The organism is Streptomyces sp. NPDC040589 (assembly GCF_055594445.1).
Genome location: NZ_JBVIWP010000004.1, coordinates 205961 through 226052 on the forward strand (window position 1 = coordinate 205961; position 20092 = coordinate 226052).

Consider the following 20092-nt stretch of genomic DNA (forward strand, 5'->3'; position numbering starts at 1 on the left):
CTCACATCGTCTCGTCCGCGCGGTGCCAGCGGCCCACGGCCATCTCGGCGGTGATGCCGGGTCCGAACCCGGCGAGCAGCCCGCGTGCCCGGTGCTGGGCGCCGCCCTCCTCGAACAGCCGGCGCAGCGCGTCAAGGACGACACCGCTGGCGATGTTGCCGTACTCGGTGAGTGTGGCCCGGCTGAAGCGGAAGGCGTGCGGGTCGACCTTCAGGAAGGTGCTGAGGTCGTCGAGAATGCGGGGACCGCCCGCGTGGACTATGTAGAAGTCCAGGTCGGAGGCGTCCCAGCCATGGTCTCCCGCCAGCTCCTTCAGCGCCGGGGCGAGCGGCTCCATGGTGGCCGGTACCCGCTTGTCGAGCAGGAAGTGGAAGCCGGTGGCCCGTACGTCGTACATGATCCACTCTTCGGTCTTCGGGATCAGGTACGAGCCGTTGCGCTCCAGGCTGATGCCCTCGCCGCCCCGGCCGCGGACCGCTGCGGCGGCGATACCGTCACCGAACAGGCCGTTGGACAGCAGCGAACCGACACCGATGTCGGTGGGCTGATAGCACAGCGAGCAGAACTCGCAGGCCACGATCAGCGCATTGGCCTCGGGGTAGGCCGTGCAGAAGTCGTGCGCCCGGTTGATCGCCGCGCCGCCGGCCGCGCAGCCCAGCTGGGCTATGGGCAGTTGCCGGGTGGTCGGGTCGAAGCCCATCTCGTTGATCAGCCAGGCGGTGAGCGAGGGCATCATGAAGCCCGTGCACGACACGTAGATGATCACGTCCACGTCGGTGGTGAGCAGCTCGGCGTGGTCGAGTGCCTCCTGGATGACGGCGGGCACCCGCGCTTTCGCCTCGGCCTCGTAGAGCTTGTTGCGGTCCTCGAACCCGGGGTGCTTCAGGGTCTCCTCGATGGGCTGGACGATGTGCCGCGTGCGTACGCCGGTGTTCTCGATCAGCCGGAGGGCCAGCGGCAGTTGGGGGTGATCGGCGTGGCGCTCACGCGCCAGCTCAAGCGTCTCCTCCATCGTGATCACGTGCTCTGGAACGGACACCGAGGGTCTGCACAAAGTCGCCATGAACCGTGCCTGCTTTCGCCTCCCGGAAGGCCTTTCGCCTCCCGGTCAGAAGGTGGTTCACCTCAGAGGGTGGTCCATCCACGATCACCCGGTGGGACGCCGACTTCGCGTCGGACTGCTCCATTTCGGGGACCCCGTGCCAGGCTCGGGGCAGACCTGTCCGAGGAAACGCACCGACGGAGGACGCGATGACGCGCACGGCCCGGGACCTGCTGCGGACGACCACCACCCGACTCGCCCCGGACCCGCGGTCCAACCCGTTGGTCCCCCGGATCGCCCAGGCCGCGGCCCCCCGCACCACCCTCGCCGCCCTCGCCCTGGAACAGTCCTGGGTGATCCCCGCGGACCGCCGCGCGTTCCTCCATCTGGCCGAGCGTTCCCTCGTCACCGCCCCCGAGGCCGCGGCCTTCTTCCGGAGCCTCGCGGAGGGCGAGGCACTGGCGGAAGAACTGCTGCCCTCGCTCACACAGGCGTGCGGCGTGGACGAGCAGGCGGCGGCGTCGTACGTACCGCTCCCCGGCTGCCAGGCCTACCCCGCGTACGTCGCCTGGCTGTCCCTCAACGGCTCACCGGCGGACGTCGTCCTGGCCCTGACGGCCAACTTCTCCGCGTGGGGCGGCTATTGCGCGACGATCGCGAAGGCCCTACGGGCTCACTACGGCTTCACGGACGAGGCCTGCGCGTTCCTCGACTTCTTCGCGGACCCGTCACCCGAACTGGACGAGAGGGCCGCGGCGGCGGTACAGACGGGCCTGGACACCGGGCAGCTGAACGAGTCCCTGGCAGATGGATACGGCCGCTTGCTCCAGCACTACGAGGCGATGTTCTGGTCCGCGCTCGGGGATCTGCCCTCTTAGGGGCGCCGGGAACTGCGCGATCAACCCCCACGCAGCCGCAGCCGCCCAGCTCAGGTCGCACTCCCACTGCTGTGCGCGATACAGGCCACGTCAATCCGATCAGCCAGCTTCGCAAGCTCGATCGTCAACGCCGCAACCGTGTCCTCGTCAAGACCCGACTCCCCGGCCTCCACCAACCGCACCCACCGACCCCCCAACGTCCGCAACAGCTTGCTGACATCCGCCGCAGCCACCTGCAAGGTCCCGTGGTCGTCGACGATCAACGGCAGAGTCACTTCGCGGTTCACAGACGGGATCGTAGCCCCGCAAGACTCACGCACCGTGCCAAACAGTCGTGATGTTGCAGAACTCCCGGATTCCGTGCCCGGACAGCTCACGGCCGTACCCGGACCGCTTCACCCCGCCGAACGGGAACCCCGGATGGGAGGCCGTCATCCCGTTGACGAACACACCGCCCGCCTCCAGATCCCGTACGAACCGGTCCACCTCGGCCTCGTCCCGCGTCCACACGTTCGAACTCAGCCCGAAGGGCGAGTCGTTCGCGATCAGAACGGCCTCGTCGAGTCCGGCCGCCCGGTACAGCGTGGCGACCGGACCGAACGCCTCCTCCCGGTGGATGCGCATCTCGCGGGTGATGCCGGCGAGGATCGTCGGCGCGTAGTACCAGCCGGGCCCCTCGGGCCGTTCGCCACCGCACAGCACCTCCGCGCCGACGCGCACCGCGTCGTCGACCAGTTCCTCCACATCGCGCAGTCCCTGCTCGCTGGAGAGCGGCCCGACGTCGGTGTCCTCGGCCAGGGGATCGCCGACCTTCAGCGCCCTCATGCCCTCGGCGAAACGCTCGGCGAAGGCGTCGTAGACGTCCGTGTGCACGATGAACCGCTTCGCGGCGATGCAGGACTGCCCGGTGTTCTGCACCCGGGCGGTGACCGCGACCTTCGCCGCCCGGTCGATGTCGGCGGAGGGCATGACGACGAACGGGTCGCTGCCGCCCAGCTCCAGCACGGTCTTCTTGACCATCTCGCCGGCGGTGGAGGCGACCGCGCGGCCCGCGGGCTCGCTGCCGGTGAGGGTGGCCGCCCTGACCCGCTCGTCGCGCAGGATCTCGTCGACCGCGCCGGAGCCGATCAGCAGGGTCTGGAAACAGCCCTCGGTGAAGCCCGCCCGGTGGAACAGGTCCTCCAGGTAGAGGGCGGTCTGCGGGACGTTCGAGGCATGCTTGAGCAGGCCCACGTTCCCCGCCATCAGCGCGGGCGCGGCGAAGCGGATCACCTGCCACAGCGGGAAGTTCCACGGCATCACCGCCAGCACCGGACCCAGCGGCCGGTAGCGCACGCGCACGCGTGAGGCGCCCGAGTCCTTCACATCGGTGTCGGCGGGTTCCTCGTCGGCGAGCAGTTCCTCGGCGTGCTCGGCGTACCAGCGCATCGCCTTGGCGCACTTCGCGGCCTCGGCCCGGGCCTGCTGGATCGGCTTGCCCATCTCGGTGGTCATCACGCGGGCGATGTCCTGCTGATCCTCTTCGAGGAGGTCGGCGGCCTTGTTCAGCAGCCGGGCGCGCTCGTCGAACGTCGTCGTCCGGTACGTGCGGAACGTGGCCTCCGCGAGCTGGAGCCGGCGCTCGATCTCCTCCTGGCCCATGGCCTCGTACGTCTTGAGCGTCTCGCCGTTCGCCGGGTTCACCGTCGCGATGGGCATGGCTGACCTCCCTCGGTGCGGGCTGTGTCTCGACCTTCCCGCGCGACGGAGGGGACCGCAACGCGGGAGCGTCTGCTCAGGGCGAGTGCTCCGCCAAGCGGTCGAGAAACGCCGTCTGCGCCTTGACGATCACCTCGCGGGCCCGGTCGAGACCGACCCACGCCACCCGGTCCAGTTCGGGGAACTCCTGGAGCTGTCCCGACCTCGGCGGCCACTCCATCCGGAACGTGCCGGGCGCGATCGTCGCCGGGTCGAGGTCCGCCTCGATCGCCCACACCGTGACGATCTTGCCGCCCGTCTGCCGGACCTCGCCCAGGGCGATGGCCTCGCCGTCGGGCGGGGGCAGCCCCAGTTCCTCCTCGAACTCGCGGCGGGCGGCCGCCCAGGCGGACTCGTCGGGCTCGTACTCGCCCTTGGGTACGGTCCACGCCCCGGCGTCGCGCCGGGCGAAGAACGGGCCGCCCATATGGCCGAGCAACACCTCCGGGCCGTCGTCGGTGTGGCGGAAGAGGAGCAGGCCCGCACTGCGCTTCACGGGTGCACCTGCGGATGCGCGGCCAGCAGCGTCTCCACCGTGTCGGCGTCCTCCGGGCGCTTGTCCTCCCGGTAGCGGATCACGCGGGCGAAGCGCAGGGTGACGCCGGCCGGGTAGCGGGTGGACCGTTGCAGGCTGTCGTAGGCGATCTCGACGACGAGCTCCGGGCGTACGGTCACGACGTAGCCGTCGTCGTCGACGGCGAGCTGCTGGAGCCGCTCGGTCTGCCAGGCCAGCAGCGCGTCGGTCATGCCCTTGAAGGTCTTGCCGAGCATGGCGAGGCCGCCGTCGGCGGTGCGGGCGCCGAGATGGAGGTTGGAGAGCTTGCCGGTGCGGCGGCCGTGGCCCCACTCGGCGGCCAGCACCACCAGGTCGAGCGTGTGGACGGGTTTGACCTTCAGCCAGGACGCGCCGCGCCGGCCCGCGCTGTAGGCGGCGTCCAGCGCCTTGACGACGACGCCCTCGTGGCCTCGCTTCAGCGTCTCGGCGAGGAACTCCTCCGCCGTGCCCACGCCGTCCGGGCCGGACATCGTCGTGCGCCGCACCCGCATCGGCTCGGGGACCAGCCGGGCCAGCTCCGCGTGCCGCTCGGCGAACGGCAGGTCGAGCAGGTCGCGGCCGTCCACGGACAGCGCGTCGAAGAAGACGGGGGAGACGGGGACCGCACGGGCGGCCGTCGCCACGTCCGCGCGGGAGCCGACGCGTCCCGCGGTCTCCTGGAACGACCGGGGGCGCCCGCCCTCGTCGAAGGAGATCACCTCCCCGTCCAGGATGAACCGCTCGCCCCGCAACTCCAGGGCGGCGGCCGTCACTTCGGGCAGGCGGTCGGTGATGTCGTCGAGGGTTCGGGTGTAGAGCCGTACCGTGTCGCCGTCCCGGTGCGCCTGGACGCGGATGCCGTCCAGTTTCTCCTCGACCGCGCAGGCGCCGAGCTTGTCCACCGCCTCGGCCACCGAGGAGGCGCTGTGCGCCAGCATCGGCCAGACCGGGCGGCCGACCGTGAGGCGGAAGCGGTCCAGGGCGGCGGTGCCGTCCGCGAGCAGTGCCTCGGCCACCGTCTGGAGGGAGCCCGCGAGCATCACCGCCCGCCGTACGTCCGCCGGGGGCGCGCCGGTCGCCCGGGCCAGGCCCTCGACCGCGACGGCGTCCAGCGCGCCCTGCCGCACCTCGCCGGTGAGCAGCCCGAGCAGGAACCGCTGCTCGTCCTCGGTGGCCGCGCCCATCAACTCCCCGACCAGCCGGGCCCGTTCCGCCTGGGAGCCGGGGCCGGACACCTTGCTCAGCTCCGCGAGCCGGGCGTCCACCTCCCGCACGGTCAGGCCCGGTTCCGCGGCCGGGGCGACCGGGCGGCTCAGCACCTTCCAGCCGACGCCGATCCGGCCCTGCGGCAGCCGTCCCGCCAGGTACGGGATGACGATCGGCACATCGTCCGCCTCCGCGTCCCGGAACAGCTCCGCGAGCAGGGCCGTCTTCCGGGACCGCGCCGAGGTGGCGGCGACCTCCTGGGACACTCGGGCCAGCCGGTGCAGCAGCATGCAGCCATGGTGCACCGCAGGCGGCGCCTCTACACCCGGGCGGCGGTCAGGGGACCGGTCATCTGCGGTCCGATGATGGCGGAGGCAGCGCTCCCGCACGCGGACGGACGCGTCCAGGTTCTCCGGGCGGCGTTCGCCGCGCACGGCCGGCGGGCCGGGTGCCGCGACCACCGCCGAGAACTCGCCGCGGCGTCCCGATCCGTCATCGGCAGGTCGCCGACGGCCGGGAAGCGGCCCTTCTACAGCCCGGCGGCCGCGTCGAGGTCCGTCATCAGCAGATCCCCGACGATCGCGGACGCCGCCCGGTAGCCGCCGCTCGCCGCGTGCACGACCTGCTCGGCGAAGCCGATCGCGTTGCCCGCGGCCCACACGCCCGGCACGGTCGTCAGACCGGTCGGGTCGATGACCGGGTACGCGCCGAAGGGCGTCTCCTGAAGCTCGGCACCGAGCTGTTCCAGCAGGCCGGTCTGCGGGACGGCGTGCGGGGCGACGAACAGCACGGAGCGGGTGTGCGTCGCCCCGTCGGCGAGCCGGACGCCGGTGAGCCGGTCGTCCTCGACCACCAGCCCCGCGACCTCGCCCGGCACCACGTCGACGCCGGCCGCGGCGAGCCGGCGCAGATCCTCGTCGGACAACTCCTCCTCGGCGACCGTGTGCAGGAAGAACCGCACATCCTTCGACCACTGGGACACCATCAGCGCCTGGTGCACGCTCTTTGCGGCCGTCCCGAGCACGCCGAACGGCTGGTCGCGCACCTCCCAGCCGTGGCAGAACGGGCAGTGCAGCACGTCCCGGCCGAACCGCTCGGCCAGCCCGGGGACCGCCGGCAGCTCGTCCTTCAGCCCGGTCGCGACGACCAGCCGCCGGGCCCGCACGGTCCGCCCGCCGGCCAGCACCACGGCGAAGTCCTCGCCCTTCGCCACTTCCACCACCCGGTCCCGCGCGAGCTCGACGCCGTAGCGCGCGATCTCCTCCCGGCCGATGGCGAGGAACTCGGCGGGCGGCATGCCGTCCCGTGTCAGGAAGCCCTGCATGTGCGCGGCGGGAGCGTTGCGCGGCTCGCCCGCGTCGACGACCAGCGTGCGCTGCCGGGCCCGGCCCAGCACCAGTGCCGCGGACAGGCCCGCGGCGCCGCCGCCGACGACCACGACTGCGTAGATCTCGGTCATGTGACCACCTCCACTGCCGAGCGTCGCCCTGGCCTTACGGGATTGACAAACATGTTTGCCGAACCTGCAATACGACCATGACCACGGACGAGGTACTCGCGGGCGTCGGCCCCCGGCTGCGGCAGATGCGCAAGGAGCGGGAAGTGACCCTGGCGGCGCTCTCCGAGACCACAGGCATCTCCGTCAGCACCCTGTCGCGGCTGGAGTCCGGACTGCGTAAACCCAGTCTGGAACTGCTGCTGCCGATCGCGCGCGCTCACCAGGTGGCCCTGGACGAGCTCGTCGGTGCCGCGCCGACAGGCGATCCGCGCGTGCGGTCCAAGCCCATCGTGATGGGCGGGCGCACCCTCTGGCCGCTCACCCGTCAGCCAGGCGGCCTGCAGGCCTACAAGGTGCTGGAGCCCCAGCGGAAGGAGGAACCGGAGCCGCGCACCCACGAGGGCTACGAGTGGTTGTACGTGCTGTCCGGGAAGCTGCGCCTCGTGCTCGGCGAGCACGACGTCGTGCTCACGGCGGGGGAGGCGGCCGAGTTCGACACGCGGGTGCCGCACTGGTTCGGGTCGACGGGGGAGGGGCCCGCGGAGTTCCTCAGTCTGTTCGGTCCGCAGGGGGAGCGGATGCATGTGCGGGCGCGGCCCAAGAAGTCGTGACCCACATGACTGTTCCCTGATCGGCAAGCAACCGCTTAGTATGCAAACCGACCCCGGTCAGACGAAGCAGTCCCGTGGAGGCCCCGCATGCAGGCATGGCAAGTGCACGAGAACGGCGAGCCGGGCGAGGTGTTGCGCCTGGCGGACGTGGCGCGGCCGGTGCCCGGCGACGGCCAGGTCCTGCTGAAGGTGCGCGCCGCGAACATCAACTTCCCGGACGCCCTGCTGTGCCGGGGCCACTACCAGGTCAGGCCGCCGCTGCCCTTCACCCCCGGCGTCGAGATCTGCGGCGAGACCGAGGACGGCCGCCGCGTGATCGCCAACCCGGCACTGCCCCACGGCGGCTTCGCCGAGTACGCCGTCGCCGATGCCGCCGCCCTGCTGCCCGCTCCGGACGCCCTGGACGACGCGGAGGCCGCGGCCCTGCACATCGGCTACCAGACCGGCTGGTTCGGACTGCACCGCCGGGCCGGTCTGGAGGCCGGCGAGACCCTGCTCGTCCACGCTGCCGCAGGAGGGGTCGGCAGCGCGGCCGTGCAGCTCGGGAAGGCCGCCGGCGCCACCGTCATCGGTGTCGTCGGCGGCCCCGGGAAAGCGGCCGTCGCCCGTGAGCTGGGCTGCGACGTCGTGATCGACCGGCGCGCCGAGGACGTCGTCGCCGCCGTCAAGGAGGCCACCGGAGGCCGGGGCGCCGACGTCGTCTACGACCCGGTCGGCGGCGAGGCCTACACCCAGTCCGCCAAGGTCGTCGCCTTCGAGGGGCGCATCATCGTCGTCGGCTTCGCCGGCGGCACGATCCCCAGCCCGGCCCTGAACCACGCCCTGGTGAAGAACTACTCGATCATGGGCCTGCACTGGGGCCTGTACAACACCAAGAACCCGAAGCTGGTCCAGCACTGCCACGAGCAGCTCACCGAGCTGGCCGCCCGGGGCGCGATCAAGCCGCTGGTGAGCGAGCGCGTCCCGCTCTCGGGGGCGGCCGCCGCCGTGCAGAAGGTCGCGGACGGCCTGACCACCGGACGGATCGCCGTCGTCATGGAGGAGGCAGCAGCATGACCAGCGCGGAGCAGCGCAGTGTGACCGGCGCCGAGGAACTGCGCGACCGTACCCGGGAGTTGCTGGCCGCGCACCCGCCGGCCTCGACCGACCGCCTGGACTTCCTCCGGGCCCGTTTCGATGCCGGACTGGCGTGGGTGCACTACCCGGAGGGCCTCGGCGGAGCCGGTGCGCCCCGTTCCCTCCAGGCCGTCGTGGACGCCGAGCTGGAGGCGGCCGGGGCGCCCGACAACGACCCGCGGCGGATCGGTATCGGCCTCGGGATGGCCGCGCCGACGATCCTCAAGTACGGCACCGAGGAGCAGAAGCAGCGGTTCCTCAGGCCCCTCTGGGTGGGCGAGGAGGTCTGGTGCCAGCTGTTCAGCGAGCCGGGCGCCGGGTCCGACCTCGCCGCGCTCGGCACGCGTGCCGTCCGTGAGGGCGACAGCTGGGTGATCAACGGGCAGAAGGTCTGGACGTCCAGCGCCCATGTGGCCCGCTGGGCGATCCTCATCGCCCGCACCGACCCGGACGTGCCCAAGCACCGGGGCATCACGTACTTCGTCTGCGACATGACCGACCCGGGCGTCGAGGTGCGGCCGCTGCGGCAGGTCACCGGCGAGGCCGAGTTCAACGAGGTGTTCCTCACCGACGTCCGGATCCCGGACGCGCGCCGCCTGGGCGAGGTCGGCGACGGCTGGCGGGTCGCGCAGACCACGCTGAACAACGAACGCGTCGCCATCGGCGGCATGCGGCTGCCCCGCGAGGGCGGCATGATCGGACCGGTCTCCAAGACCTGGCGCGAGCGGCCCGAGCTGCGCACCCACGACCTGCATCAGCGGCTGCTGAAGCTCTGGGTCGAGGCCGAGGTCGCACGGCTCACCAGCGAACGGCTGCGCCAGCAGCTCGTCGTGGGCCAGCCCGGTCCCGAAGGCGCCGGTATGAAGCTCGCCTTCGCCCGCCTCAACCAGGAGATCAGCGGCCTGGACGTGGAACTCCTCGGCGAGGAGGGCCTGTTGTACGACGACTGGACGATGCGCCGCCCGGAACTGGTCGACTTCACCGGCCGCGAGGCCGGCTACCGCTATCTGCGCTCCAAGGGCAACAGCATCGAGGGCGGGACCACCGAGATCCTGCTGAACATCGTCGCCGAGCGCGTCCTCGGCCTGCCCGCCGAACCGCGCACCGACAAGGACGTCGCCTGGAAGGACCTGGCCCGATGACGGATCTTCTCTACTCCGAGGAGGAAGAGGCGCTGCGGGCCGCCGTACGGGACCTGCTCGCCGACCACTGCGACGCGCCCGGGGTGATCGCCCGCACCGAGTCGGACACCCCGCACGACCGTGAGGCCTGGAAGGCGCTCGCCGACGGCATGGGCCTCGCGGGACTCCTGGTGCCCGAGGCCAAGGGCGGCCAGGGCGCCACGCACCGCGAAGCCGCCGTCGTCCTGGAGGAGCTGGGCCGCGCGGTCGCTCCCGTGCCCTACCTGACCAGCGCCGTCGTCGCCACCGAGGCACTGCTCGCCTGCGACGCCGACGACCTGCTCGCCGACCTCGCGACCGGGCGTCGGATCGGCGCCCTCGCCGTCGCGCTGAACGTCGCACCGGGCACCGCCTACAAGGTGGTCCGGCACGAGGACGGCCGGCTGCGCGGCGAGCTGACCGGCATCGCGGACGCGGCCGTCGCGGACGTCCTGCTCGTCCCCGCCGACGACGGCGGCCTCTACGCGGTCGACGCCACGGCTGCGACCGTCACGCCCCAGGTCTCCCTGGACCTCACCCGGCCGCTGGCGACCGTCACGCTCGACGGGGTGCCGGGCCGTCTGCTGGGCGACGCCGAACCCGCCGTACGCCGGGCCCTGACCGCCGGAGCCGGGCTGCTCGCCTCCGAACAGTTCGGGCTCGCCGACTGGGCGCTGACGGAGACCGTCCGCTATCTGAAGGAACGCAAGCAGTTCAACCGGCCCGTCGGCGGCTTCCAGGCGCTCAAGCACCGGCTGGCCCAGCTGTGGCTTGAGGTCGTCAACCTCCGCGCGGCCGCCCGCAACGCCGCCGACGCGCTGGCGAGGGGCGAGGACGTCGAGGTGGCCGTCACCGTCGCCCAGGCCTTCGCGGCACCCGTGGCCGTGCACGCCGCCGAGGAGGCGCTGCAACTGCACGGCGGCCTCGGCATGACGTGGGAGCACCCGGCGCACCTGTACCTGAAGCGCGCGAAGGCCGACTCGATCGCCTACGGCACGGCGGGCGCCCACCGCGAGGCCCTGGCCGGACTCGTCGACCTCCAGGCCCCCTGACATTCACCTGGTCGACGTGCGGGGAAAGCCCGTCCCATCTGGGGCGGGCTTTTTCGTGCGCCCCGCTCCGGTGAAGTGAACGCGGGGCGGCAGTCCGGCCAACTCCGTGCACGGGCCTGCTTCTTGGACCTGCCGGGACCCCATACTCGCAGGGTTCCCGTACGGCACTTCCAGGGAGGCAGAGCATGGCCCTCACCACCCGTCGCAGAGCCCTCACCACCCTCGGCGCCGCCCTCGCGGGCTCGGTCGCCCTCCCCGCCACCCCCGCTGCGGCCGGCGAACGGCGGCACGGGTGCCGCCCGTTGTGGCGCGCCCACGCCCACAACGACTACGAGCACCCCCGCCCCCTCCTCGACGCCCTCGACCACCGGTTCGGCAGTGTCGAGGCCGACATCTACCTCGTGGGCGACCGGCTGCTCGTCGCCCACGACCCCGAGGACCTCGACCCGTCCCGCACCCTCGAGTCCCTCTACCTCGACCCGCTCGCCGCCCGCGTCCGGGCCAACCGCGGCCGTGTGTACCGGGGGTACCGCGGCTCGCTGCAACTCCTCGTCGACATCAAGACCGAGGGCTCGGCGACGTATCTGGAGCTCGACCGCCACCTCAGGCGCTACCGGCACCTGTTCACGACATACGCCCACGGCCGGGTCCTCCCCGGCCCGGTCACCGCCGTGATCTCCGGCGACCGCGCGGCCCGCGCCCCCATGGAGGCCCAGAGCGTCCGGCGCGCCTTCTACGACGGCCGCCTCGCCGACCTCGGCAGCCAGACCCCGGCCTCCTTCATCCCGCTGATCAGTGACAACTGGACGCTCAACTTCACCTGGCAGGGCGTGGGCGCGTTCCCGTACGCCGAGCGGGAGAAGCTGCGGGGCATCGTCCGGGCCGCGCACGCGCGGCGGCAGAAGGTGCGGTTCTGGGCGACCCCGGATCTGGCCGGGCCCGCCCGTGACGCGGTGTGGGCGGAACTGCTCGCCGCGGACGTCGACCACCTCAACACCGACGACCTCGCCGGACTGGAGGCCTTCCTGGACGCCCGCCGGGCGGCGTAGGACTTCACACGTTCGGCGGACAGGTCAGCCCACCGGACGAACCCTCCGCTACGCCACACTTGCGGCCGAACGCCGTGAATCGGATAGGGCGGCGTGGCGGAGGAGTTGACGATGGCCATTTCCATCTCTGTGGTGCTGCTGCTCGTGATCCTTGCGGTGATCTTCCTGCGCAACGGCGGGCTGAAGGTCTCCCATGCGCTGGTCTGCCTGCTGCTCGGCTTCTACCTGGCCAGCACGAGCATCGCCCCCACCATCCACAGCGGCATCACGGCGACGGCGGAGATCGTCAGCAGCTTGAGGCCTTGAGGTGAGGCCTTGGGGCCTTGGGGTCGCTAGGCCGAGAACACGCCGATGCCGTTCGGGACGGCGCGTTCGGCGCCGCCGCTGGGGTGGTTGCGTACGGACACGGTGCTCGCGCCCGACTTCCGGGCGACCAGCGTCGACGACCCGCCGCCGTCCAGGCTCAAGGCGTCCTGTGAGCCCAGCCGTCGCATGGTGTCGGCCACTTCGGCGATCGTCAGGCCGCTGCGGTAGGCGGTGCCACCGTCCAGCGAGAGCAGCAGCATGCGCCGCCCGTCGTCGGCGAGCCCCACGGCCGTACGGACGGCCGACGCCGTGTCGTCCAGCCCCGGCAGCGGCCGGCCGCCCAAGAGGACCGGGTAGCCGCCGAGGGCGAGACGGTACGGGACGCCGCTCGTGGCCGCGACGAGAGCGTGCTCGATCTCGACCGGTTCACCGGTGGAGAACTTCCGCAGCTGCTGGGCGCCCGCCTCCCGGCCGACCAGCACGGTCGTCCCCGCGGCGATGGGGCCGCGGCCGGGGGTGTCGGCGGCCGATGCGACCTTGCCGTCGCGGACCGTCACCTCGTAGGTGTCCGTGCTGCACGGAGCGGCCCGGTCCGTGTCCGTGCCGCAGGTGGCGCGCACCCGGGAGGCGCTGCCCCACTCGGAGGTGAACGCGCCGACGGAACCCACCGGCAGCGCGTACTGGTTGAGCCCGCCGAGCGGCAGCCGCGTCCCGGAGGCGCGGACCGAGCCGTCGAGGGCCAGCCGGTCCAGCCGGGCCCGTCCGTCGGTGCCCACACCGAACACGTCCTCGGTGGTCGTGCCGGGCGGCAGCTCCGGGCCGAACCGCTGGCCGTTCGGCACGGCCGCCTTGAGCGTACGCCCGGCCGTGATCGCCGGACCCACGCTCGCGCCGGTCGCCTCGACGCCCGGGTGCTGCGTTTCGGTGATGTTGAAGAAGTCGCCGTTGACGCCGGCGACGGCCCCCTGCGCGTCGGCCATCCGCGAGACCGGCGCGCGCGAGGCCACCGCCCCGGGGTACAGCAGATCGACCTGGACGCGCGGGTTGCCCAGGTCGACCTTCAGCACATGCGCGTGTGTCACCCCCTCGGCCGCCTGGATGTCGAAGTGCTCGTAGGTGACGCCCGGCGCGACACGAACGCGCTTCTGGACGGCGTCCGCCTCAGCCGCCCCCGCCACACCCGCACCGACCAGTGCGCCGAACGCCGTGAGGAACGCCAGGACCGCTCTGCCCGCTCCGTGTCGCCTATGACGACCTGTCACCGTGCCCCCTGATGTCTCGTCAGATGTCCTCAGGGCAGTGGACCAGACGTCGGGGCTCAGGAGTACGGCTGACTGCCGACTACGCGGAAACAGTCAGAAAAACACACCCCTCCGGGTGCTTCAGCTGCCGTCCGTTCCGGTGGCGTACGGCGTGTAGTGCGCGGGCGCGTGGTCGATCGGCAGATCCGGCCGCCAGGCGGTGAGGGCCTGCGCGCTGCACACGAACAGCTGCTCCGGCAGCCGGTCCAGGCCGAACCAGCGCCAGCGGCCCACGCTCTCCTCGGGCTGGTCCGCCGGCTCGCCCCGCCAGACGGTGACCCGGGCGGCGACGGTCACCCGGACGACCCCGCCGGCATCGTCGAGGAGCGTCCCCAGCAGCCGGACGTCCTCCGGCCGTGCCGCGAGCCCGGTCTCCTCGCGCAGTTCGCGCACCACCGTCTCCCGCAACGACTCCCCGGGTTCCACCGTCCCGCCGGGCAGCTCCCACGTCCCGCGCCGGTGCCGGCCCAGGAGCAGTCCGCGGGGCCCGTACAGGATGGCGCCGGCCCCGAGCGCGGCATGGGCCGGCGGCGGCCGGTCGACGCGCGGCCGGGAGGAGACGCGGACGGGCCGGGTCACCTGGAAGAGCCGGTAGGACGCGTGGTTGCCGGCCTGCGGTGTGTCGAGGACGTCGACGTGCTCCACGCGCAGCCCGTACTCGGTGAGCAGCTCCGTCCAGAGGTCCGGGGTGAGGACCCACATGTGGACGGTGATGTCACCGCCGCCGGCCAGCCGCAGGACCTCGGGCCGGGCCGTGACCCGCTCCGAGGGGCCGTCACCCCGCGAGTTGGTGTGCAGCACCGTGAAGCAGAGCCTGCCGCCCGGCCTGAGCGCCGAGGCCAGGGCGGGCAGCAGCCGGTGCGGGTCGAGGTACGGGACGGCATGCAGGGAGTAGATGACGTCGTACGGCTCCGCCGTGCGCAGATGCTCCACCGCGTCGGCCAGGACCAGCCGCAGCCCGGGCAGCGAGCCGTAGCGGGCACGGGCCCGTTCGTACTGCCCGTCCGAGGCGTCGACCGCGTCCACCAGCGCGCCGCGGTCACGCACCAGATGGGCGGCGTGCCGGGCCGGACCGCACCCGAGGTCCAGCACCCGCCGGCCCGCGAGCTCCCCGAGGACCTCGGCCCCGGGCCCGGCGCCCTCGCACCCCCAGTCGATCCGCGCCACCTCGGGCAGTTCCGTGCTCCGCCGCAGGTGGTGAGCTCCGTACGCACGCCAGGCCTCGGCGTTGGCGTCCTCCGCTGGTGTCACCAAGGCTCAGCCGCCCGCGGCGGCGTCGCGCGGAAGCACCCTGACCCGGTGGTAGTTGCATCCGACGGGCCGCGGCTCGTCGGCGGCGGGCGGCGTCTGATGGGCCTTGAGCGCGATGCTCACCAGGCTCAGCAGCAGGTCGACGTCCGCTTCGCAGTCGAGGTGGACCGTCACCCAGGACGATCCGGGAACCAGGTGGATCGCGCTCGAACCGGCGAGATCGTAGTGGAAGCGCTGGATGGCCCGGCGGGTGAGGTGGAGGTCCACGTCCCGTGCCGAGTGGAAGTGGACGATCTCGTCACGGACGGAACGGAGCGCCCTTCCGGTACCGCAACTCGCCGGGCCCGGCATCAGGTCGGGCCAGGCCTGCAGGCGCTCCATGGCGCGCTGGGCCAGAGTCATGGCCCCATCGTTGCGTGCTTACCGTGCCGCAACCAGAGGTTGAGCGCTTTGTAACCGGGACGTGAGGTGGGGCGAGGGAGGAGGGTGGGGGAGGGGCGGCTCGGGTGGCCTCTTCTCAGGCGGCGTCTCTGATCAGTCTCATGTAGCGCTGCCAGTCCCAGTGGCGCCCCGGGTCGGTGTGGTCGCTCCCCGGCACCTCGTGGTGGCCGATGATGTGGGTCCGGTTCCGGGGGATGCCGTGCCGCGCGCAGATCGCCGCGGTGAGCCGGGCCGATTCCTCGTACACGGCGTCGGTGAAGTACGCGGGCTGGTCCACCCAGCCCTCGTGCTCGATGCCGATGCCGCGCTTGTTGTAGTCCCAGTTCCCCGCGTGCCACGCGATGTCGGCCTCGCGCACGCACTGCGCCACATGCCCGTCGGCCGAGCGCACCACGTAGTGCGCGGACACCTGCTTCCTCGGGTTCCGGAAGATGGACAGGGTGCCGGCGAAGGTCGTCTGCGCGACATGGATGATCACGCGGTCGACGGGATGGCCGCGGGGGCGGTTCGACGCCGTGTAGTTGGCGCCGGTCGCCGGGTGCCACTCGGCCCCGGGATGGTCGGGGGCCTGGGGCCGGGCGGCAGCCCGTGTGCCGGGGAGCAGGACGTACGGGACGGCGGTGAGGGCGGCGCCCACGAGGACGCCCCGCCTGCTGGGGAGCGGTGCTGCCTGGTCCATGACGGGATGCCTCTCGCTTCGACGGATCATCACGGTACGGCGCCTGCCGGTCCGTCAGAAGGGAGCGACGTGGTTCGGTGGACGGGCCGGGGATTGTGGATAACTCGCCCACCCCATCGGGTGATTCGGGCTGCCCAGGGGGTCAGGCCCGCGCGGCGACGGCCGCCGGATCGTCCAGCACCGCCCGCACGACGAAGTGCGCGGCCCCCAGCAGCGGCCCCTCCGGACCCAGCCGTGACACGGACACGGGACAGGCCGGACCCGCGGTGCGCCGCGCCAGCTCCTCCCGCAGCGAGGGCAGCAGCCAGGGCGCGAGACCGGACAGTTCCCCGCCCAGCACCACGCTCTGCGGGTCGAGCAGGTTGACCGCCCCGGTCAGGGCGACTCCGAGCGCGGTGCCCGCGTCGCGCAGGGCACGGCGTACGTCCTCGTCGCCCTTTGCGGCGCGCCCCGCGAGCAGCCCCACGCGGTCCTCGTCCGGCTCCAGGCCCGCCGCACGCAGCACAGCCTCCTCACCGGCGTACTGCTCCAGGCATCCGCGCCCGCCGCACGCGCACGCCGGCCCGTCCGGCCGGACCGGAACATGTCCCAACTCGCCCGCGAAACCCCGTGTTCCGCGCAGCAGTCCGCCGTCCACGACGACGGCAGCGCCGATGCCGATCTCCGCCGACACATGCAGGAAGTCGCGCGGTGTGCCGTCCTCGAGCCAGAGTTCGGCGAGCGCGCCGAAGTTGGCCTCGTTGTCCACCGTCAGCGGCAGGTCCGCCGGCAGCAGGGCACCGAGGTCCGTGTCGTGCCAGCCGAGGTTCGGGGCGCGTACGACGGTCCGGGCGTCGCGCGCCACCAGACCCGGTACGGCCACGGCTAGCCCGGCGGGCCACAGGCCCTCGCCCTCCGCCTCGGCGACGACCCGGCCGATCAGTTGGGTGAGCTCCGCTGTCACGGGCCCGGGGGAGCGGCCGCGGTTCGCGCCCTGCCGTATCGCCCGCGCCCGGGTCGTGCCGCGCAGGTCGACGGCGCAGACCGCGAGATGGTCGACGCCGATCTCCGCGCCGATCCCGGCCGGGCCCCGTCCGCTGACGGCGAGCGCGGAGCCGGGACGGCCCACCCGGCCGGGCCGCTCGGGCCCCAGCTCCTCGATCAGCCCCGAGCGGACGAGTTCGTCGACGAGCGTCGACACCGCGGCCCGGGTCAGCCCGATCCGCGACGCGACGGCGGCCCGGGACAGTGGCCCCTCGGCGCGGACGGCGTGCAGGACACGGGCGAGATTGCGGCGGCGCATGCCCTGCTGCGTGTCGGGCAGCGCGCGTCCGGGTCCCGCCGGGTGGGCCTCGTGCAGCGGTGCGGTCATGCCTGACGCCAGTCCTCAGTGGGTGTCCGTGGGCCGCTCCAGCAGCGGGGCCGCGTCGGAGAGTACCCCGGCGATCCTGGCCAGCGTCTCCTCGTCCCGCTCGACGGCGTCGAGCACCGGCCCGGCCGCCGTGTCCCAGCGGCGTGCCACGGCCGCCGCGTCCTCCCCGGTCAGCAATCCGGCCGCCTGCGCGGCGGCGCCGAGCGCCACCAGCTCCTTGGCCTCGGGCACCTGCACGGGACGCCCCGACAGCCTTCGTACTGTCTGCTGCCAGGCCGCGCCCCGGGCGCCGCCGCCGATCAGCAGCAGGGGCGCCGAGGGGTCGGCGTCCTGGTCCAGGACCAGGTCGAGCGCGCCGAGCAGGGAGTGCACGGCACCGTCGTAGGCTGCCTGGAGCAGCTGGCCGCCGGTGGTGTCGTGGCGCAGGCCGTGCAGCAGGCCGGAGGCGTTGGGCAGGTTCGGGGTGCGTTCGCCGTCCAGATACGGCAGCAGGGTCACGGCCGTTCCGGGTTCCACGGCGTCGCGGTCCAGGCCCAGCAGCGTCGCGACGCGGTCGACGGCGAGTGTGCAGTTCAGCGTGCAGGCCAGCGGCAGCCAGTCACCGCGGGCGTCGGCGAAGCCCGCCACCGTGCCGCTCGGATCGGCGGGTCGGTGCCGCGAGACGGCGTACACCGTGCCCGAGGTGCCGAGGCTCATCACCGGCACACCCGGACGCAGCCCGAGTCCCAGGGCCGCGGCGGCGTTGTCGCCGGTCCCGGGCGCGACCAGAGTGCCCTTGGAGAACGGCAGATCGTGGCTGTGCACCGTGCCCGCCACCTCCCCGGGCCGGACCACACGGGGCAGCAGGGCCGGGTCGAGACCCACGTGCGCCAGGATCTCCTCGTCGTACGACTCCGTCCCGGACGCCCACCAGCCCGTCCCGGAGACGTCGCCGCGGTCGGTCGTGCCCTGCCCGGTGAGCCGCTCGGTGAGGTAGTCGTGGGGGAGGCGCACGGCCTTCGTGGCCCGGACCGCCTCCGGCTCGTGCTCGGCCAGCCAGGCCCACTTGGTGACCGTGAAGGAAGCGGCGGGGACGCTTCCGGCGCGCTCGGCCCAGACCTTCGCGCCGCCCAGTTCCTCGGTCAGCCGGCGCGCCTGCGGCGCCGAGCGCACGTCGTTCCACAGCAGGGCCGGACGCACCGGCTCGCCCCGGTCGTCCAGGGTGACCAGGCCGTGCTGCTGCCCGCCGACCGAGACCGCGGCGGCCTCGTGCGCCGCGTCACCGCACTGGCGCAGGGCCTCGCACAGCGCGTCCCACCACTGGCGCGGATCGCTCTCGCGTCCCGCCCCCGAGGAGACGGTGTGCGGGGCCTGGCCGCTCGCCACGACCCGGCCGGTGGCCGCGTCGACGACCAGCGCCTTGGTGGACTGGGTGGACGAGTCCACGCCGACGACGAGCGGACCCTCGGCTGCTGACATCGGGCTTCTCCCTCTTCTCTCGTCCGTCTCCGGTCCTGCTTCTCTCCATCCGAGACACCTTGTGTCTTCCCAGAGGGGTGCTGTCTCTTCCCAGAGAGGTGCTCGCATACTAATTTGTAAATCGCCATGACGAAATAGTCTCAGCGAGCGAGGAGCCGCGGCATGAGCTACCAGCCCACCCCCGAGGACAGGTTCACCTTCGGCCTGTGGACCGTCGGCTGGCAGGGACGGGATCCCTTCGGCGACGCCACGCGACGTGCTCTCGACCCGGTCGAGTCGGTGCGGCGTCTGTCCGAGCTCGGCGCGCACGGCGTCACCTTCCACGACGACGACCTGATCCCGTTCGGCTCGAGCGACACCGAGCGCGAGGCCCACATCAAGCGCTTCCGGCAGGCGCTGGACGCCACGGGCATGAAGGTCCCGATGGCGACCACCAACCTCTTCACCCATCCGGTCTTCAAGGACGGCGCGTTCACCGCCAACGACCGCGACGTGCGCCGCTACGCGCTGCGCAAGACCATCCGCAACATCGACCTCGCCGCCGAGCTCGGCGCCCAGGTGTACGTGGCCTGGGGCGGCCGCGAGGGTGCCGAGTCCGGTGCCGCCAAGGACGTCCGCGCGGCCCTGGACCGGATGAAGGAGGCCTTCGACCTGCTCGGCGAGTACGTCACCTCCCAGGGCTACGACCTGCGCTTCGCGATCGAGCCCAAGCCCAACGAGCCGCGCGGCGACATCCTCCTGCCGACCGTCGGCCACGCCCTGGCGTTCATCGAGCGCCTGGAGCGTCCGGAGCTGTACGGCGTCAACCCCGAGGTCGGGCACGAGCAGATGGCCGGGCTGAACTTCCCGCACGGCATCGCGCAGGCGCTGTGGGCGGGCAAGCTGTTCCACATCGACCTCAACGGCCAGTCCGGCATCAAGTACGACCAGGACCTGCGTTTCGGCGCCGGCGATCTGCGTGCCGCGTTCTGGCTGGTCGACCTGCTGGAGTCGGCCGGCTACACCGGCCCGCGGCACTTCGACTTCAAGCCCCCGCGGACCGAGGACCTCGACGGGGTGTGGGCGTCGGCGGCCGGCTGCATGCGCAACTACCTCATCCTCAAGGACCGCGCCGCGGCCTTCCGTGCCGACCCGGAGGTCCAGGAGGCGCTGAGCGCGGCCCGCCTGGACGAGCTGGCCCAGCCCACCGCCGCGGACGGCCTCCAGGCCCTGCTCGCCGACCGGTCGGCCTTCGAGGCCTTCGACGTCGACGCGGCCGCCGCCCGTGGCATGGCCTTCGAGCACCTGGACCAGCTGGCCATGGACCATCTTCTGGGAGCGCGCGGCTGAGTCCACTGATCCGCTGAGTCCGCGCGCGTACGCGTGACTGGCGTGCACGGGGCATACGGCCTGGAATGCTACGGAATCATGCGATCCACGCC

19 protein-coding genes and 1 pseudogene are annotated in these 20092 nt (G+C 72.6%); 8 read left to right on the plus strand and 12 right to left on the minus strand.

Features of this window, described 5'->3' with window-relative positions; all coding sequences use genetic code 11:
• Position 1: 1 nt before the first annotated feature.
• A pseudogene (locus ACZ58V_RS18855) lies at positions 2-1072 on the minus strand (type III polyketide synthase); the annotation flags it as partial.
• A gap of 179 nt (positions 1073-1251) precedes the next feature.
• Here ACZ58V_RS18855 and ACZ58V_RS18860 point away from each other — a divergent pair.
• A complete protein-coding gene (locus tag ACZ58V_RS18860) occupies positions 1252-1920 on the plus strand; it encodes a transcriptional regulator (RefSeq protein WP_471290918.1) in 669 nt (222 codons plus the stop codon).
• 50 nt (positions 1921-1970) lie between these two features.
• On the opposite strand, the gene ACZ58V_RS18865 is transcribed toward ACZ58V_RS18860, so the two are convergent.
• The 5 genes from ACZ58V_RS18865 to ACZ58V_RS18885 all read right to left on the minus strand — a co-directional run bounded on the left by ACZ58V_RS18865 (position 1971) and on the right by ACZ58V_RS18885 (position 6857).
• Positions 1971-2207 (minus strand): DUF6213 family protein, encoded by a 237-nt coding sequence (locus ACZ58V_RS18865; protein ID WP_031107888.1) that lies wholly within the window; start codon positions 2205-2207, stop codon positions 1971-1973.
• A 25-nt stretch (positions 2208-2232) separates the two neighbouring features.
• A complete protein-coding gene (locus ACZ58V_RS18870) occupies positions 2233-3618 on the minus strand; it encodes an NADP-dependent succinic semialdehyde dehydrogenase (protein ID WP_468188655.1) in 1386 nt (461 codons plus the stop codon).
• A gap of 76 nt (positions 3619-3694) precedes the next feature.
• On the minus strand, positions 3695-4153 hold the full coding sequence (locus tag ACZ58V_RS18875; RefSeq protein ID WP_471290920.1) for an NUDIX hydrolase: 459 nt from the start codon (positions 4151-4153) through the stop codon (positions 3695-3697).
• Positions 4150-5688, minus strand: coding sequence for an ATP-dependent DNA ligase (locus ACZ58V_RS18880; RefSeq protein WP_471290922.1), 1539 nt, complete (start codon positions 5686-5688; stop codon positions 4150-4152). Before ACZ58V_RS18880 ends, ACZ58V_RS18875 begins: the two co-directional genes overlap by 4 nt.
• 239 nt (positions 5689-5927) lie before the next feature.
• Positions 5928-6857: an NAD(P)/FAD-dependent oxidoreductase gene (locus ACZ58V_RS18885; RefSeq protein ID WP_471290923.1), complete on the minus strand. Its 930-nt coding sequence runs from the start codon at positions 6855-6857 to the stop codon at positions 5928-5930.
• A gap of 77 nt (positions 6858-6934) precedes the next feature.
• On the opposite strand from ACZ58V_RS18885, the gene ACZ58V_RS18890 reads away from it, so the two are divergent.
• From ACZ58V_RS18890 to ACZ58V_RS18915, 6 genes are all read left to right on the plus strand, one after another.
• Entirely contained in the window at positions 6935-7507 is a 573-nt protein-coding gene (locus ACZ58V_RS18890) for a helix-turn-helix domain-containing protein (protein WP_468188664.1), read from the plus strand.
• Positions 7508-7594: 87 nt separating this feature from the next.
• Complete coding sequence (locus ACZ58V_RS18895; RefSeq protein WP_471290926.1) at positions 7595-8563, plus strand: NADPH:quinone oxidoreductase family protein; 969 nt, start codon at positions 7595-7597, stop codon at positions 8561-8563.
• A 20-nt stretch (positions 8564-8583) separates the two neighbouring features.
• Positions 8584-9765, plus strand: a complete 1182-nt coding sequence (locus ACZ58V_RS18900; protein WP_471291712.1) for an acyl-CoA dehydrogenase family protein — start codon at positions 8584-8586, stop codon at positions 9763-9765.
• Positions 9762-10835, plus strand: a complete 1074-nt coding sequence (locus ACZ58V_RS18905; RefSeq protein ID WP_471290928.1) for an acyl-CoA dehydrogenase family protein — start codon at positions 9762-9764, stop codon at positions 10833-10835. Before ACZ58V_RS18900 ends, ACZ58V_RS18905 begins: the two co-directional genes overlap by 4 nt.
• A gap of 185 nt (positions 10836-11020) precedes the next feature.
• The gene (locus ACZ58V_RS18910) at positions 11021-11884 is read left to right on the plus strand and encodes a phosphatidylinositol-specific phospholipase C/glycerophosphodiester phosphodiesterase family protein (RefSeq protein WP_471290930.1); all 864 of its coding nucleotides are present in this window, start codon (positions 11021-11023) and stop codon (positions 11882-11884) included.
• 111 nt (positions 11885-11995) lie between these two features.
• A complete protein-coding gene (locus ACZ58V_RS18915) occupies positions 11996-12190 on the plus strand; it encodes a hypothetical protein (RefSeq protein WP_189724366.1) in 195 nt (64 codons plus the stop codon).
• 26 nt (positions 12191-12216) lie between these two features.
• Here the strand turns inward: ACZ58V_RS18915 and ACZ58V_RS18920 are convergent, their stop codons facing one another.
• From ACZ58V_RS18920 to xylB, 6 genes are all read right to left on the minus strand, one after another.
• Entirely contained in the window at positions 12217-13452 is a 1236-nt protein-coding gene (locus ACZ58V_RS18920) for a phosphodiester glycosidase family protein (protein ID WP_468188672.1), read from the minus strand.
• 120 nt (positions 13453-13572) lie between these two features.
• A complete protein-coding gene (locus ACZ58V_RS18925; RefSeq protein WP_471290933.1) occupies positions 13573-14742 on the minus strand; it encodes a bifunctional class I SAM-dependent methyltransferase/NUDIX hydrolase in 1170 nt (389 codons plus the stop codon).
• A 6-nt stretch (positions 14743-14748) separates the two neighbouring features.
• Positions 14749-15144 carry a luciferase domain-containing protein gene (locus ACZ58V_RS18930; protein WP_471290934.1) on the minus strand — a complete coding sequence of 132 codons (396 nt, stop codon included), beginning with the start codon at positions 15142-15144 and terminating at the stop codon, positions 14749-14751.
• Between the two features lie 115 nt (positions 15145-15259).
• Entirely contained in the window at positions 15260-15862 is a 603-nt protein-coding gene (locus ACZ58V_RS18935) for an N-acetylmuramoyl-L-alanine amidase (RefSeq protein WP_468188677.1), read from the minus strand.
• A 142-nt stretch (positions 15863-16004) separates the two neighbouring features.
• Entirely contained in the window at positions 16005-17213 is a 1209-nt protein-coding gene (locus ACZ58V_RS18940; protein WP_468188679.1) for an ROK family protein, read from the minus strand.
• 15 nt (positions 17214-17228) lie between these two features.
• Entirely contained in the window at positions 17229-18671 is a 1443-nt protein-coding gene (xylB, locus tag ACZ58V_RS18945; protein ID WP_468188681.1) for a xylulokinase, read from the minus strand.
• Between the two features lie 162 nt (positions 18672-18833).
• Between xylB and xylA the strand changes: the two genes are divergently transcribed.
• Positions 18834-20000 (plus strand): xylose isomerase, encoded by a 1167-nt coding sequence (xylA, locus tag ACZ58V_RS18950; RefSeq protein WP_468188683.1) that lies wholly within the window; start codon positions 18834-18836, stop codon positions 19998-20000.
• Positions 20001-20092 lie beyond the last annotated feature (92 nt).

What these genes read in the sequence shown, in the direction of transcription:
- ACZ58V_RS18885 (WP_471290923.1), bottom strand. Translation starts at nt 6,857, where the DNA reads ATGACCGAGATCTACGCAGTCGTGGTCGTCGGCGGCGGCGCCGCGGGC.
- ACZ58V_RS18930 (WP_471290934.1), bottom strand. Translation starts at nt 15,144, where the DNA reads ATGACTCTGGCCCAGCGCGCCATGGAGCGCCTGCAGGCCTGGCCCGAC.
- ACZ58V_RS18940 (WP_468188679.1), bottom strand. Translation starts at nt 17,213, where the DNA reads ATGACCGCACCGCTGCACGAGGCCCACCCGGCGGGACCCGGACGCGCG.
- xylA (WP_468188683.1), top strand. Translation starts at nt 18,834, where the DNA reads ATGAGCTACCAGCCCACCCCCGAGGACAGGTTCACCTTCGGCCTGTGG.
- ACZ58V_RS18895 (WP_471290926.1), top strand. Translation starts at nt 7,595, where the DNA reads ATGCAGGCATGGCAAGTGCACGAGAACGGCGAGCCGGGCGAGGTGTTG.
- ACZ58V_RS18905 (WP_471290928.1), top strand. Translation starts at nt 9,762, where the DNA reads ATGACGGATCTTCTCTACTCCGAGGAGGAAGAGGCGCTGCGGGCCGCC.
- ACZ58V_RS18870 (WP_468188655.1), bottom strand. Translation starts at nt 3,618, where the DNA reads ATGCCCATCGCGACGGTGAACCCGGCGAACGGCGAGACGCTCAAGACG.
- ACZ58V_RS18880 (WP_471290922.1), bottom strand. Translation starts at nt 5,688, where the DNA reads ATGCTGCTGCACCGGCTGGCCCGAGTGTCCCAGGAGGTCGCCGCCACC.
- xylB (WP_468188681.1), bottom strand. Translation starts at nt 18,671, where the DNA reads ATGTCAGCAGCCGAGGGTCCGCTCGTCGTCGGCGTGGACTCGTCCACC.
- ACZ58V_RS18910 (WP_471290930.1), top strand. Translation starts at nt 11,021, where the DNA reads ATGGCCCTCACCACCCGTCGCAGAGCCCTCACCACCCTCGGCGCCGCC.
- ACZ58V_RS18915 (WP_189724366.1), top strand. Translation starts at nt 11,996, where the DNA reads ATGGCCATTTCCATCTCTGTGGTGCTGCTGCTCGTGATCCTTGCGGTG.
- ACZ58V_RS18860 (WP_471290918.1), top strand. Translation starts at nt 1,252, where the DNA reads ATGACGCGCACGGCCCGGGACCTGCTGCGGACGACCACCACCCGACTC.
- ACZ58V_RS18890 (WP_468188664.1), top strand. Translation starts at nt 6,935, where the DNA reads ATGACCACGGACGAGGTACTCGCGGGCGTCGGCCCCCGGCTGCGGCAG.
- ACZ58V_RS18935 (WP_468188677.1), bottom strand. Translation starts at nt 15,862, where the DNA reads ATGGACCAGGCAGCACCGCTCCCCAGCAGGCGGGGCGTCCTCGTGGGC.